11 protein-coding genes are annotated in these 15,248 nt (G+C 35.9%); 3 read left to right on the top strand and 8 right to left on the bottom strand.

Annotated elements, in window-relative coordinates:
• Positions 1-104: 104 nt before the first annotated feature.
• From AC1W31_RS05470 to AC1W31_RS05495, 6 genes are all read right to left on the bottom strand, one after another.
• The gene (locus tag AC1W31_RS05470) at positions 105-941 is read right to left on the bottom strand and encodes a universal stress protein (RefSeq protein WP_481733400.1); all 837 of its coding nucleotides are present in this window, start codon (positions 939-941) and stop codon (positions 105-107) included.
• A 514-nt stretch (positions 942-1,455) separates the two neighbouring features.
• Complete coding sequence (locus AC1W31_RS05475; RefSeq protein WP_481733401.1) at positions 1,456-2,520, bottom strand: AI-2E family transporter; 1,065 nt, start codon at positions 2,518-2,520, stop codon at positions 1,456-1,458.
• 13 nt (positions 2,521-2,533) lie between these two features.
• Positions 2,534-5,047 (bottom strand): cation-translocating P-type ATPase, encoded by a 2,514-nt coding sequence (locus AC1W31_RS05480; protein ID WP_481733402.1) that lies wholly within the window; start codon positions 5,045-5,047, stop codon positions 2,534-2,536.
• A 10-nt stretch (positions 5,048-5,057) separates the two neighbouring features.
• A complete protein-coding gene (locus AC1W31_RS05485) occupies positions 5,058-5,891 on the bottom strand; it encodes a universal stress protein (protein WP_481733403.1) in 834 nt (277 codons plus the stop codon).
• A 239-nt stretch (positions 5,892-6,130) separates the two neighbouring features.
• On the bottom strand, positions 6,131-8,818 hold the full coding sequence (locus AC1W31_RS05490; protein ID WP_481733404.1) for a cation-translocating P-type ATPase: 2,688 nt from the start codon (positions 8,816-8,818) through the stop codon (positions 6,131-6,133).
• A 389-nt stretch (positions 8,819-9,207) separates the two neighbouring features.
• Entirely contained in the window at positions 9,208-10,092 is an 885-nt protein-coding gene (locus tag AC1W31_RS05495) for a DnaJ C-terminal domain-containing protein (protein ID WP_481733405.1), read from the bottom strand.
• A gap of 183 nt (positions 10,093-10,275) precedes the next feature.
• On the opposite strand from AC1W31_RS05495, the gene AC1W31_RS05500 reads away from it, so the two are divergent.
• Positions 10,276-12,165 carry a peptidase U32 family protein gene (locus tag AC1W31_RS05500; protein ID WP_481733406.1) on the top strand — a complete coding sequence of 630 codons (1,890 nt, stop codon included), beginning with the start codon at positions 10,276-10,278 and terminating at the stop codon, positions 12,163-12,165.
• A gap of 137 nt (positions 12,166-12,302) precedes the next feature.
• Here AC1W31_RS05500 and AC1W31_RS05505 read toward each other — a convergent pair whose 3' ends face one another.
• Complete coding sequence (locus AC1W31_RS05505) at positions 12,303-12,770, bottom strand: deoxycytidylate deaminase (RefSeq protein ID WP_481733407.1); 468 nt, start codon at positions 12,768-12,770, stop codon at positions 12,303-12,305.
• A gap of 108 nt (positions 12,771-12,878) precedes the next feature.
• Positions 12,879-13,391, bottom strand: coding sequence for an FKBP-type peptidyl-prolyl cis-trans isomerase (locus AC1W31_RS05510; RefSeq protein WP_481733408.1), 513 nt, complete (start codon positions 13,389-13,391; stop codon positions 12,879-12,881).
• 103 nt (positions 13,392-13,494) lie between these two features.
• On the opposite strand from AC1W31_RS05510, the gene AC1W31_RS05515 reads away from it, so the two are divergent.
• Both AC1W31_RS05515 and holA read left to right on the top strand, forming a co-directional pair.
• Complete coding sequence (locus AC1W31_RS05515) at positions 13,495-14,094, top strand: acyl carrier protein phosphodiesterase (protein WP_481733409.1); 600 nt, start codon at positions 13,495-13,497, stop codon at positions 14,092-14,094.
• Positions 14,095-14,174: 80 nt separating this feature from the next.
• Entirely contained in the window at positions 14,175-15,215 is a 1,041-nt protein-coding gene (gene holA / locus AC1W31_RS05520; RefSeq protein WP_481733410.1) for a DNA polymerase III subunit delta, read from the top strand.
• Positions 15,216-15,248: the final 33 nt, after the last annotated feature.

Raw genomic sequence — 15,248 nt, forward strand, 5'->3', positions numbered from 1 at the left:
TATCCTAAAAAATGCCACTCCAATTTTTGAAGTGGCATTTTTTATGCGCAATTATTGTATTTATGTTGTTTAAATATATTTGGATTATCAGGCTAATAGGTATTTCATTTCCTAAAAATAAGCAAAGGAATATCGCCATTTTGAACGTAATGGTCGATGATACCTCGTTCAAAAATTTTCCTCAAAAACGATTTTTTATAAATGGCTAAAGCCAAAACATCAGGTTTATGAGTCCTGACGTAGGTTTTTAGGCCATTATAAATTTCTTCACGATTAATATTTTTTATTGTCACCTCATCATCTTCTTCAAATTCATGTTTCAATTCTAATACCTTTTCTTTCACATTTTGATTTGTAATCACTTCATAATAATCGTGAATATGAATTACTTTGCACATTGCTCCCAAAGGCTTCGTAAATTCTAAGACTTTATGCGTTGCCAAAACATCATCTTCCTTAAAATCAGCGGCATACATTAAAACTTTGGGGAAATTTAGCTCCGCCTTTTCAGGAATAATCAACACGGGGCATTCGGCCGTTTCAATTATATTTTGTGCATTTGTGCCAAGCCATTGATCCAATATGTTTGAAACGCCCATCGTTCCGATAATAATTAAATCTACTTTTTTCTCATGAGCTGTTCTGACAATACTATCCGTGATTTGGCCATACTCCGTTATTTGCGTGACTTTATCGGGTGAAAGCTTAGTACTTTTGATTAACTCTTTACCGAAAACCTGCAAATTCTCTTTAGCAGTTTCTTGACTATCTTTTAGAAAGCCATCCACATTATACGGAATCTGATATTCCGTTGCCATCGGTATTGAATATACGTTGAGCAAAATTAGCTGCGCATCCATTGCTCGGGCAATCATGCCCGCATATAGTGATGCGTGAACAGCATTTTTACTAAAATTGGTCGGAAACAATATTGTTTTCATAAATTTAATTTTATAAGATGTTTTAAATCGTATTCTTATCTTCAACCAATTCCATTTGTAAATCTTTGAACCTAATATTCAATTTCTATTAATTTTACAAGAAACGGTGAAAAAAGCTTTTTCATTAAAACCATTTCCTGTATAGGCCTGCTCAATTGACCATTCTGTTTGATTTTCATTTTTGATGTTTGTTTCGAGAAACAAAAACGAGAGTAACCCCTTGCTCTCGTTTTGTACTCAACCATTCTACTAATTTTTTTTATTCATTGGAAGGCGTATTATTGGGCGGCATGAAGTTGTATGCGAGAGTGTTATTACCATACAAAGATTGGGTTTTAGGCATTAGAAAGTATTACACAATTTTAGAAATAATTTACATATTTCACTCATTTTGGACTATCATAATTCATCGACTTCATGGGTTAATATAATGACTAATTTCCTAAAATAGGGAAGTTATATTAAATTAGTAGATGCTTTTCACTTCGAGTTATATTGGGATTACTCCTGAACTTTATTTTATTTTTCTCAAAAAAATGCTTTTTTTATTTTCTGTTTCTATTTCACCAATCAAAAATCCATAAGGTTTTAGAGGTTCAATGTGATCGCAGATAATTTTAAAAATCGCCGTGATTGGAATGGCGAGAATGATGCCAGAGATTCCCCAAAGTAATTCTCCAAGGACTAAAGCCAAGATGGTAAATAAGGGATTTATCTTTACTTGGGGACCCAAAATGAGTGGTTCAAGTACCCAACCTTGAATAAATTGTACGACAATATAAGTAATCACAATACCTATTAATGTAGAGAATTCGGCACCGTGCAAAGCTGTGACTAAAACGGTTAAAGTAGTTCCTGTAATATTGCCAACAAAAGGTACTATTTCCAATAATCCACATAATATCGCAAAAAACAGTGCATTTTCAACCCCAAGTACACTGAAACCGATGCCATACATAATCCATAAACAAATAATCATTTTGGAAAGACCTAACAAATACTGTTGGGAAACTTTGGTAGAAGAATGAATGATTTGCTCCATTTCATCTCGTTGGGATTTAACCGAAAGTTTGAGCAAGAAATTTTTTATGTGCGATCGATAGAATAGTAGAAATAGAAAATAAACCAATACAAATATGAGGTTTTTGAAGACACTCGTAAGCGAACCAAATACTACTTGCATGATACTGGTGTAGGAAGGTTGTTCTGACTTTAAGATGGCTAATTGTTCTTTGGCAGATATTCCCAAATGCGTAAAAATGTACTCCTGTGTTTGGTTAAATGTGTCGATTGCCTTTTGTTTAAGCAAGGAAACATCATTGGTGAGTTCGGTAACTTTCCAACCTAACAAAAAAATAAAAGTAGAAATAATTGATAATAATGCTAACAGGCAAATAAAAACGGCTACTCCTTTGGGGAGTTTCTTGCTTTCCATCAATTGGCAAAAAGGAAGAAACAGTGCCCCCAAAATTCCGCCAATTGTCAAAGGCATTAAAAAAACTTTGGCATAATATAAACCAACTATTAATAGCAAAAGTAATAGCATTTTTTTGATTACTGAGGTTATAGATAAGTTCATAATTTTTATTTGTTTAGCTATTTCTGTTTCTCCACTTTACTAATTCAATCCAAATTACAGTAATAAATCCTACGCCAATACAGATTAATAATTGGGCGAAATTTAAGGCTTCAAATTTAAAGAAAATGGCCAATGCAGGAATATATAGCAATAAACTCGTGGTGATAATTGTTGTAATAATTACCCAAAAGACCAAATTATTTTTATACTTCATCGTTGTGAAAATGGAGTAATAAAAGGAACGATTCACTAAAGTCAAAAATACGTTAGCAGTTATCAGCGCTGTAAAAACCATCGCTCTTGTGAGTTGCTCGTTGTAGTTTTTGTGTACTGCGTACTGATAGATAAATAAAGTACCAACGGTTATTAATAGACCTTGTAAAATACTCATTGAAACTTCTTTCCAATTAAAAAAAGTACTGGTCATTGGGCGTGGTGGAAGCGTCATTGTATTTTTTTCCATGGGTTCATTTTCATAAACAACAGAGCAAGTTGGCCCCATCACCAATTCTAAAAAAATAATATGAAGTGGTGAAAAAATATTGGGGTAAATCCAACCTAATGCCAAAGGAACGAAGACTGTCAAAATTATTGGAACGTGGATAGAGATGATAAATTGAATTGCCTTTTTTAGATTGGTATAAATTCTCCTGCCCATCCCGATGGCATCTACCATTTTTGATAAATCGTCATTCATAAGAACCAAGGAAGCAGCTTCTTTTGCAATTTCCGTACCTTTTTTGCCCATCGCTATTCCAATGTGAGCGGCTTTCAAGGCTGGGCCATCATTCACACCATCGCCAGTCATGGCAACTATTTGGTTTTCCGCCTTGAGGGCATTAATAATTTTTAATTTAGCATCGGGAAACATTCGGGTGAAGATTTGCGTATTCATCACCGTTTTTTTTAATTCTGTTTCCGACAATTTCATTAATTCATCGCCTGTTATCGCTATGGGAGATGTTACGTTGTCAAAACCTCGAAATCCAATTTGTTTTGCGATTGATTGGGTTGTTTCACTGTTATCGCCTGTAATGATTTTCACATTAATTCCTGCCTGATAAAAATGTTCTAACACCGCATGAATATTTTTCTTTGGTGGGTCATAAAAAGCCACTAGTCCAATGAAATTAAAGGTGAATTCTTGTTGCGTTTTTGGAAAATTATTTCCTTTAAATATAGATTCCGCTACCCCCAATACTCGATAACCTTCAGATGCTAAAGTGTTTACCGCTTCGTGTATTTGATGGGTTTCGGAATCAGTTAGATGAGATACTTTTATGATAGCTTCCGTCGCTCCTTTGGTGGCTATAATTCTATGACCCGCCGACATGTCTTCAAAAATATGGGTCATCATGGGCGGGATTCCACCCAATGGATATTCATGATTTAAAGAATACTGAGGTCTTTCATCGCTCGAAAATGCTTTTCGGTAGGCTTCGTGTATAGCAATTTCCATGGGGTCGAAAGGGATGGGTTCACTTGCCCACATGGCAATTCTGATAAGTGCTTTATTATCAACATTTATTGCATTTTCTGCCTCCGAAATGGTATTGGTTTTTAAGAAAAATAGTTTCGCCAAGGTCATTTTATTTTCGGTAATTGTTCCCGTTTTATCCGTACAAATTACTGTGGCAGAACCAAGCGTTTCAACGGTTTTCATCTGTTTAACTACAATTCCTTTTTGCATCATTCTCCACGCTCCTAAAGCCATAAAAGTGGTAAATGCTACGGGAATTTCTTCGGGTAAAATGCTCATCGCCAGCGTTAAGGCTTTGAGTAAACTATCCATAATATCGTGAGAATGGAAATAGTTGATGCCCCAGACGACAAAAAATACTACCGCACCCAAAATGGCCATATTTTTAACAAAACTGCCAACCTGTAATTCTAATGGAGTTTTCTCTTCTTTTATGCCTTGCAGACTTTTTCCAATTTTCCCTAACTTTGTTTCACCGCCAATCGCTTTAACGGTGGCAATGGCCAACCCCGTAGCAACGGCTGTGCCTTGAAAAATGAGATTATCAGTTTTGGTACTATCTTTTTTGACCAAATTGGATTCCCCTGTTAAAATGGACTCATTTACCGAAAAATCATTGGAATGAACGATGATACTGTCCGCAGAAATGGTTGTGCCTTCTTCTATCATCAGACTATCGCCAATTACTAAATCCTCACTTTTAATTTCCTCAATTTCTCCTTCCCGAATCACTTTGGATTTGGGTTGCGAAAGGTCTCGTAATTTATCTAAGGCTATTTTACTGCGAGAATCTTGATACAAAGAAATTCCCGAAACCAAGAAAATTGCCGAGACCATAAATATTCCATTACCCGTTTCTCCACTCATAAAATAAATTACCGATGCCACCAATAATAAAACCACCATCGGGTCTTTCAAAAAACCTTTTAACGTTTCCCAAAAGGCATTTTCTTGCTGATAGTTTACTAAATTTTTGCCATGTTTTTCTCTCGATGCAATTACTTCGGCTTGTGATAAGCCTTGAATGTTAAAATTATTTGATGGCATAGTGATTATTTTATTTCTTGAATGTGAGTAAGGGTAATTTTGCCTCTTGAATAAAATGACGAGAAATACTGGTTTCGAAAATACTATTTAAAAATGATTTTTCGTGAATTGCCAAAGCCAGCACCTCTGGCTGATAGGTTTTTATATAAGTTTCTAATCCTTCAATAATGTCACCACGATGAAGTTGTTGAACCGAAACATCTTCAGTTTCAAATTTTTTCTCTAAATCTGTAATCGTTTCTTCCACGATATGGCCAATATTAGGTTCAAATTCTTCGTGAATATGAATTACCTTACAACTTGCTCCCAAAGGTTTGGCAATGTCTAATATTTTTTGCGTGGCGGAGGTTTCATCTTTTTTGAAATCAGCTGCGTATAAAATTCTTTGTGGATAATCAATCGGAACATTTTTGGAAATCGTGAAAACGGGGCATTCAGCCGTTTTGATAACTTCTTGTGCGTGCGTACCCAGCCATTTATCCAAAAGATCTGAAGCACCTTGCGTACCCATCACAATAAAATCTGCTTTAATCGCTTTAGCAGTTTCAACGATGGTTTCGGCTGTAAATCCGTATTCAAGTTTCTGGATGACTCTTTCAGAAGGTAAATTTGAAATCTCAATAAACTCCTTCGTAAATACTTGTAAGTCTACTGTTGCACTCTTTTCATTGAGCGCAATGGCATCACTTACTTCAAGGGAAGGGTGATTTTTGGGCACCATGGGGATGTGATGAACGTGCAGTAACACCAATTTAGCATCGTAAAGTTTTGCTAACATCCCTGCGTAGCGGGATGCGTGAGCCGCATTTTTACTAAAATCTGTTGGAAAAAGGATGGTTTTCATGATTCGATTTTGTTTAGAAAAAACTTGTGTTATAATAAATTTATTAGTGGCGTAAATGGTAAGAAAAACGCTTTACCTAAGTTTACATTTCGTAAATTTTTAACCTCAATTATAAACGACCATGCTATCATTTTTAATAAAAGGTAGTCATAAATCTTCAAAATGTTACGATTTTTATGCTCGAAATGTAAAAACTAATAAGAATTTAATATGTGATAACCTGCTCGTATGAAGTTTTATTACAGATTTATAAGGTTTTTTCTGAAAACCTTATAAATCTGTAATAAAACCAATGGCATTAAACTTGCTAAGATTGCAGCTACCCACGCACTCATCGGCAAAATTGCCAATCCTAACACTGAACGCATTTGGGGGATAGCATACACAACTACCATTAATCCCGAACATATAATAAGAGCATACCATACGAAATGGTTTTTAGTAATTTCATTAACTATAAATTTTGACTTTGGCGATGACATATTAAAAACGTGAAATAATTGAGCAAACGCTAAGGTTATGAAAGCTACATTATTTAAAATTTTACTATCTGAGGTAATATATTCTTGACAATATAAGACCGTTAAAATTACTGAAATCGTAATTATGGCCGAGTAAAAACCAATCTCAACCCAATCTTTATTGGTAACAATATCCTCTTTCGGGTTTCTGGGTGGTACATCCATTACGGTATTATCACCTTTGCCCAGACCCAGCGCTAAGGCAGGAAAGACATCGGTTACCATATTCAAAAACAAAATCTGCAAGGGCAAAATTGTGGATGCAGGAGCAAGAAACCCTAAAGTCGTAACAATGAAAATCTCGCTCAAATTGCAGGAAACGAGATAAATGACAAATTTCTTGATATTATTGAAAATCTCCCGTCCGTGAGCTACCGCTTCGGCGATGGATGTAAATGAGTCATTTTTTAGAATGATACTGGCGGTTTCTTTTGCCACTTGTGTGCCTCGCAAACCCATTGCAATACCAACATCTGCTTTTTTCAGGGCAGGAGCATCATTTACGCCATCGCCAGTCATGGCAACAATATTTCCTGCTTTTTGAAAAATATCCGCAATATCCAATTTTTGTTTTGGCGTTGTTCGAGCAAATACCGCAGTAGAAAGAATTCTGTTTTTCCAATCTTTAGTAAGTGATTTCGCCTCAGATAATTCACGCCCTGTAATTACATTTTGTTCATTTTCATCCACCAATCCCACTTTTTTTGCAATATTTAAGGCCGTTTTAGGGTGGTCGCCCGTGATCATTACTACTTTGATTCCAGCATCTCGGCAGGTGATGATGGCTTTTTTGATGTCCAATCGAGGTGGGTCAAGGAAACCGATTGCGCCAATATAAATCAAATCATTTAGATAATTTTCATTTAGAATATTAGTTTCTTCTTGGTATGCAAAACCTAAAACTCGTAGTCCTTCTTCCGATAATTTTTCAGAATCTTCGATAATTTTCTTTCTATCGCTTTTACTGATTTCCTTGGTCGTTTTGTCGTAAAGAATTTTATTGCATTTTTCCAATATCTGCTCAACTGAACCTTTTGCGGCTACAAAATTTCCCTTTTCGCTTTTGTGCAGGGTGGCCATCATTTTAGTATCGGCATCAAAAGGAATTTCACCGATGCGTTTGTATTTTTGATGGATTTGTTCAAAAGAAACATTTGAGGTATTCGCCAAATGCAGTAAGGCAATTTCAACGGGGTCGCCCATTGTTTTTTCCTTTTTTCCTTTAATTTCGGAAGTAGCATTGTTGCACAAAGCACCCACAGTTTTTAGCTTTTCAAAATTTTCTATGCTGTATTTTATCTCGACATTATTGAATTTTAGCTGATTATTCTCTATATTAACTTTTACGGATTCTTGTGGAAAAGAAAAAGTATCCACGTAGATTTTATTCTCAGTGAGTGTTCCAGTTTTATCCGTTAAAATCACACTGGTACTTCCTAAAGTTTCCACGGCGGAAAGTTTTTTTACAATGGCATTTCGCTTCGCCATCAAGAGCATTCCGTAGGATAAAGCCACCGTTGACACAATGGGCAAGCCTTCGGGAAAAGCCGCAACTGCTAAAGCAATGGATGTCTCCAGAATTAGTAACCAATTTTTGCCTTGAATGATACCCGTAACCGCAAAAATTACCGTCATGATTAAGGTTATCCAAATCAGTTTTTTGCTCAGTGAAATTAGTTTTTTATCTAAGGGCGTTTGTGTTTCGACTGAGTTCTCAACCAAAGATGTTATTTTACCCAACTCCGTATTTTTGGCAATCCCCGTAATTACGACTTTCCCGTTGCCATTCATTACGGAAGAGCCTTTAAAAACCATGTCGAGTTGGTCGCCGAGTGAGGTATCTTTTGCAAGTATTTCGATATTTTTAAGCATGGGAAGCGATTCACCGGTGAGCGAAGATTCATCACATTGCAATTGATTTGAAACAACCAAACGGCCATCTCCAGGAATTAGATCGCCAGCTTCTAAGACAACCAAATCGCCCGGTGTGATTTTTTCAGCGGCAATTTCCGATATTTTTCCATCCCTGATGACTTTGGATTTGATGATGTCCATCTGCTTTAGGGCGTTCATGGAGCTACGGGCCTGCATTTCCATTAAAAAACCAATCAAAGCATTCACCAATAATACTACAACAATGGAAGCAGATTCTATATAATTTTGAAAATAGAGCGAAACCAAGGCGCCAAAAGCCAATAAATACACAATGGGACTTCGGAATTGTCCAAGAAGAATCAGCCAGATACTTTTTTGTGCTTGAGTTTCGTAAATATTAAATCCGAATTGTTTGTTGCGGAGGTTGGCTTCGGAAGCCACAAGTCCCTGATTTATATCGGTTTGAAGCATTTGTAAAATCTCTTCTACCGATACGGAATGGGGATCTTTAATGGGATATTTGATTTTCATAGGTTTGTTTAGCGATTATTTGGTTTGGTATAAAACAATAAACGTTCTCCAAATTTGAAGAACGTTTGAGTAACACCTAACCACTATTAAAATTTTTATTTATCTTTTTGAACGACATTTTACTGGTTTTCGGGTCAGTAAAATTATAATACAAATTTGGAGTTATTTTTTTAAACAAGTTTTACATAATTTCTAATAAAATTTACATAATTCACAGTTTTAATTAAGCAATCATTGTGAACTAACTGTGTGAATTTTTGCGAAAAATACAATGTTGGCCAGTTTTCCCCAAAACTTAAAGCAAAACGAATGTTCTTATTTCAAATCCTCTAATTTCCAAAGCCAAAAAGCCATCTTTTCATTCAAGGAAGGCGTTTACATTAGCATTTTTATATCAATGTTGTTTTTAATTGTTCGAATAATTCCTTTTGTTTTTCAGTCAATTTTTCTGGAATCTGTACCAATATTTCAAGATAAAAATCGCCAAAACTGTCTTTTTTATCGTAAATTGGCATCCCTTTTCCTTTTAAACGGATGGTTTTCCCATTTTGAGTTCCCTCCGAAATTTTAATTTTAACTTGCCCCGATAAAGTATTTACAATCACCTCCCCACCCAATACGGCGGTGTATAAATCAATGGTTTGCGTATAGGATAAGTCATCTCCTTTTCGGGTAAAATTAGGATGATTTTTGACTTTTATCTTTACAAATAAATCACCTCGATTATTCTCACCGGTGCCCTTTTGACCTTTGTTTTTTATCCGTAATTGTTGACCATTGTACGAACCAGGTTTGGTAGAAATTCGCAATTTTTCGGCATCAACTTGAATCGTTCGGCTGGTACCCTGGTAGGCTTCTTCGAGTGTAATTTCTATTTCGGTTTCATAATCGCCACCTCTTCGATTTTGAGTCTTGCCACCACCTCTGGATTCATTCGAAAAGAATTGTTCAAAGAAATCAGAAAAATCAGATTGTTCTCCAAACGGGTCATTTCCGTTAGATTCGTACCGATATTGCCCGCCGGCATTTCCACCTTTCTGGTTGCCGTATTGTTGCCAATTGGCTCCTAATTCATCATATTTCTTTCTTTTTTCTGGGTTTCCCAATACTTCATTGGCTTCATTGGCGAGTTTAAATTGGTTTTCTGCCGTTTTGTTATTGGGGTTTTTATCGGGATGATTTTTCACCGCTAAAACTCGATAAGCCTTTTTAATTTCTTCTTGGGAAGCTTTTTTATCAACCCCTAATACTTTATAATAGTCTTTATAATCCACTTTTTGGTAAATTTATGTGCGCAATTTTCTTGAAAATAGTTATTCTGTAAAACCAAACAAAGTAACGATAATTAAACGAACTATTGGCTTCTTCCTGTATTAAACTCAACCCTAATTTCGTCCACATTCCAATTTTCGCTCAAAATTCCGTAATTTTGCATCTTGTTACAATTTAATTCTCGTATGAAAAAGAAAGTCGAAATTCTTGCCCCTGCCAAAAACCTTTTTCAAGGGATGGCTGCTATTAATGCGGGTGCAGATGCTGTATATATTGGAGCTCCACAATTTGGAGCAAGGTCAAATGCGACCAATTCTTTGGAGGATATTGCCGAAATGGTGAAGTATGCTCACCTTTTTAAGGCGCAAGTTTTTGTAGTTATTAATACGATTTTGTACGATAATGAACTGGAATTGTGTAAAAAACTAATCCATCAATTATACGACATTGGTGTGGATGCACTCATCGTGCAGGATATGGCAATTATGGAAATGGACTTGCCACCCATCGTTATTCATGCGAGTACGCAAGCAAATAACCGAGATGCCAATCACGTTAAATTCTTGAAAGATGCAGGGATGAAACGGGTTGTATTGGCCAGAGAATTGAATTTAGATCAAGTCAGAGAAATCAGTGAAGCCACTGATGTTGAGTTAGAATTCTTCGTTTCGGGAGCTTTGTGCGTATCTTTTAGTGGTAATTGCTACATGAGTGTTGCCAATGGCGAACGTAGTGCCAATCGAGGTTCTTGCGCTCAAAACTGCCGTTTGCCTTACCAATTAATTGATGGTACGGGCAAAACTTTAATCGCCAACAGTCATTTATTATCCATCAAAGATTTAGATTTAAGTGACCAATTGCCCAATTTGATTGATGCGGGGGTTACTTCTTTTAAAATTGAAGGACGTTTGAAAGACCTTGTGTATGTAAAAAACAATACCTCTTATTTACGGAAGAAATTGGATTCGTTCTTGGAAAATAATACTGCTCAATTTGAAAAGGCTTCTTCGGGTAGAACATTCTACAATTTCGAGCCAGAAATGGACAGAAGTTTCAACCGAGGCTACACGGATTATTTTGTTAATAAACGGAAAGAGAAAATTGGCTCGTGGGAAAGTCCGAAATCGCAAGGGCAATTGATTGGTAAATTGCTGGAAATCAAAGCAAACGGTTACGTTATTGAGAATTTTGAAAAGTTAAATAACGGTGATGGACTATTTTTTGTCAATGAAAATGGCGAACCCGATGGAACGCAAGTAAATATCATTGTCAATGATTTAGTTGTGCCAAATACGTTTAAAAATTTGGCAGTCGGAACGGTCATTTATCGAAATTCGGATGCTGAATTTAACAAAATGGTTGAAAAAGAAAATAGTGCGGTTCGTAAGATTGGCGTGAGCTTAAAATTTACGGAAACAGTCGATGGTTTTCAATTATTAGTGACTGATGAAGATGGACATCAAAGCGTACAAAGTTTTCAGACTGCCAAGGAATTAGCCAAAAGTCAAGAATCTGTGATTCCGAATATTAAAAAGAATCTCGCAAAAACGGGTAATACGCCTTTTATTGTTGATAATGTGGAGGTGGAATTATCAGAAAACTGGTTTTTACCTATTTCAAAAGTGAATGAAATTAGACGTGAAGCCTTGGAACAATTGGTTGAAATTCGGGTAAAAGAATACCATCGAGAAGAATTTCAAATTACGAAAACCGATCATCCTTATCCCGTACAAAAACTGGATTTTATGTACAACGTGTCGAATAAAATGGCAAGAGCATTTTACATGAGACATGGCGTAACTGAAATTGAAAAGGCATTTGAATTGCAATGGGACCCTGGGAAAGCACGGGTAATGACGACTAAATATTGCGTAAAATATGAATTAGGCAAATGTGCAAGATTTCAACGGGAGACGATGGGAGAGAAGTTAGTAGAGCCACTAACCTTGAAACACGGAGAGAATGAGTACAAACTAAAATTCAACTGCAAACCTTGTGAAATGGAAATTTGGGAGAAAGATGCGGAATTGATTTTTGAGGATGAGGACGAGCAAATTGGATATGTTGGGAGGTAAATAATTTCTGGATTTGGATTCTTCATATTAAAGGATTAATAGGAGTGTTTTGGAAGAGAAAATCTAAAAAATCCTTTAATCTGACGAATTCAAAGACAGAGTGAGTCGCATAGGCGGGAATGTCCAAACAAAACACTCTACACCAAATCCGTAGCCACATACCGAACTACCTCTACCCCAAACTTTCTCAAAAACTCCACGCCTTCATCTTTGCCAATCTTTTTATATTCAGCATAAGAATTTAGAAAAATTACTTTTGAAATTTTCATGCTGTAAATAATTCTTGCACAAGCAATACACGGTGAAAGCGTAACGTAAATAGTAGCTCCTTCAATCAAAGCGCCGTTTTTTGCGGCATATAAAATGGCATTTTGTTCGGCATGAAGTGCCAATGAACAACTTCCTTTCGAGTCTCTTTCGCAACCATCAATGGGAAATTCTTCATCGCAGTTGTGCGTTCCTGCGGGAGGGCCATTATAACCAATGGAAATAATTCGAGTATCTTGGGTCAATACTGCACCGACTTGGGCTTTGATACAATGGGAACGTTTAGCAAGATTAACTGCTAACTCCATGAAAATATCATCAAATTCGGGTTTTTGCATAAAATGAAGTAAAAATAAAGTGGAAATAAGTCAGAATACTTAATGGAGAAGTGAATTAAAACTCTCATTTTTAATTGCTTGTTTTTCATTCTGACTTATTTATTGAATTTAATGTTGAACGCCACCCGCACCATGTACGTGTCCGTGATCAAGTTCAATTTGTGTAGCATCTCTTACGCCAATAATTGTACCTTTAAAATACATTTCTTTATCAACCAAAGGATGATTAAAGTCCATTCTTACCACATCAGCTTCAATGGCAATAACTCTACCATTTAGTTGATTTCCTGAGTCATCTGTCATCGGAAGATAGTTTCCAACCTCCAACATTTCTTCCACAAATTCGCCATCTACTTTAAAAATATCTTTTGGTAATTCCACAATGGCCGTTGGATCAAATTCACCGTAACCATTTTCAGCAGGAATTGAAAACTCAAATGTATCACCTTCCGAAAGTCCTTCGATATTTTCCTCAAAAGCCTCTGGCAAACCGCTTAATCCTTGGATAAATGCCATTGGGTCGTCTTGTTCAACGGTTTCAATTAATTCCTTTTGTCCTTCTGCATCCGTTACCGTTAATTCATAAGATAAGGTAACCACTTTTTCATTCGTAATTTGCATTGCTATCAATTTTTTAAAATGTTAAACGAAGTTACAAATAACTAACAAAAGGGTAATCCTTTTTTCTTAACTTTATGTTTTAATAACCTAAAAAACTGCTATTTTGAACTTCTTAGCCCATATTTATTTATCTGGTGATAACGATGATATTAAAATTGGAAATTTTTTAGGCGATTTTGTCAAAGGTCGTTTGAACAAATTAACCAATGCCCAATACTCGGAAAGTGTCATAAAAGGCATGGCTCTTCACCGTGAAATCGATTTTTTTACCGATACACATCCCATCGTAAGACAAAGTAGCGACCGCTTGAAACCTAAATACCATAAGTTTTCTGGTATTGTGATTGATATGTTTTATGACCATGTTTTAGCGAAGAATTTCCATCAATATTCCGCCCTTTCACTCGGAGAATACGCTCAGAATTTTTATAGTTTATTGGAAAAACGAAAAGCCGAAATCCCCGAACCCATGGAAAGAATGGTAAAATCAATGGTTACACGGAATTGGTTATTAGGCTATAAATCTTACGAAGGGATTGAATGGGCTTTGAGGGGAATTGCTAAAAGACTAAGTTTTGAATCAGGAATCGAAAATGCCACCGATGAATTACGAAAAGAGTATGATTTATACGAAGCAGAATTTCAACAGTTTTTTCCGGAAATAATTAACAATAGTAATAAATTTCTGATGGCACAAGGATAGCACGGATTGAAAAGATTTTAATTTTGATAGAAAATTACGAATCAATCTATGATAAAAGTAAACCATTCCATTAAATCTGTATGTCATTTAATCACAATATTATGCCCAAAACAGCCTCCGAAGTACTAAAAGATTTAAAGAAAAAATCATATTCGCCTCTGTATCTACTACACGGAGACGAACCTTATTATACCGAAAAAGTTTCTGATTATATTGAAGAACACGCCCTCGCTTCAGCCGATAGAAGTTTTAATCAATTTGTTTTTTTTGGGAAAGACTTAACAATTCCTGCGTTGTTGTCGCACGCCAAACGTTTTCCCATGATGGCGGAGAGACAATTGATTTTAGTAAAAGAAGCCCAAGGATTGCAAGGAATTGAGCAAAAAGAAATGCAGGTCGCCCTCGAGAACTATGCTAAAAAACCGATGTCTTCAACAATTTTAGTCCTTGTCTTTAAAACGGGAGCTGATGAAAGAAAGACTTGGGTAAAGGCTTTTGACAAGGCTGGAGTGATGATGCCTTCCAAAAAATTGTACGACAATAAAATTCCCGATTGGATTTTGGAATATTGCCACGAAAATGGTTTAAAGATTAGTCGTAAAGCAATAGAAATGCTTTGCGAGAACGTTGGTAATGATTTGAAGCGTTTAGCCTCGGAGATTGACAAGATTATGCTTAATTTGAGAGTTGATGAGGAAATCAATGCTCAGGTTGTGGAGAAATTTGTCGGAATCAGCAAAGAATATAATTATTTTGAGTTTCAGAAGGCATTAATTAACAAAGATGTACTGAAAGCTAATCAGATTGTAAATTTCTTTGCGGCCAATCCCAAAGACAACCCTTTAGCGCCCGTCGTTATTTTGCTGTACAGTTTTTTCTCGAAAGTATTATTGACCCATGCCACACAAGATAAATCAGAAAGAAATTTGGCGGTTGTTTTGGGCGTAAATCCTTTTTTCACCAAAGATTATGGCTTGGCATCCAGAAATTATAGTTTAGCAAAAGTGGTTCAAATTATTGCTGATATTAAGAAATTAGACTTAAAATCCAAAGGAGTGGAGGCTGGTTCTATGACGGATGGCGAAGCCTTGAGAGAGATGACATTCAGAACTTTACATTGATAAATAATGAAGTCAGTATTATGAATATAGAAT

The organism is Arcicella sp. (assembly GCF_964672035.1).

Coding starts and splice junctions, on each gene's coding strand:
- AC1W31_RS05485 (WP_481733403.1), bottom strand. CDS start 5,891: ATGAAAACCATCCTTTTTCCAACAGATTTTAGTAAAAATGCGGCTCAC.
- AC1W31_RS05470 (WP_481733400.1), bottom strand. CDS start 941: ATGAAAACAATATTGTTTCCGACCAATTTTAGTAAAAATGCTGTTCAC.
- holA (WP_481733410.1), top strand. CDS start 14,175: ATGTCATTTAATCACAATATTATGCCCAAAACAGCCTCCGAAGTACTA.
- AC1W31_RS05475 (WP_481733401.1), bottom strand. CDS start 2,520: ATGAACTTATCTATAACCTCAGTAATCAAAAAAATGCTATTACTTTTG.
- AC1W31_RS05500 (WP_481733406.1), top strand. CDS start 10,276: ATGAAAAAGAAAGTCGAAATTCTTGCCCCTGCCAAAAACCTTTTTCAA.
- AC1W31_RS05490 (WP_481733404.1), bottom strand. CDS start 8,818: ATGAAAATCAAATATCCCATTAAAGATCCCCATTCCGTATCGGTAGAA.
- AC1W31_RS05480 (WP_481733402.1), bottom strand. CDS start 5,047: ATGCCATCAAATAATTTTAACATTCAAGGCTTATCACAAGCCGAAGTA.
- AC1W31_RS05505 (WP_481733407.1), bottom strand. CDS start 12,770: ATGCAAAAACCCGAATTTGATGATATTTTCATGGAGTTAGCAGTTAAT.
- AC1W31_RS05510 (WP_481733408.1), bottom strand. CDS start 13,391: ATGCAAATTACGAATGAAAAAGTGGTTACCTTATCTTATGAATTAACG.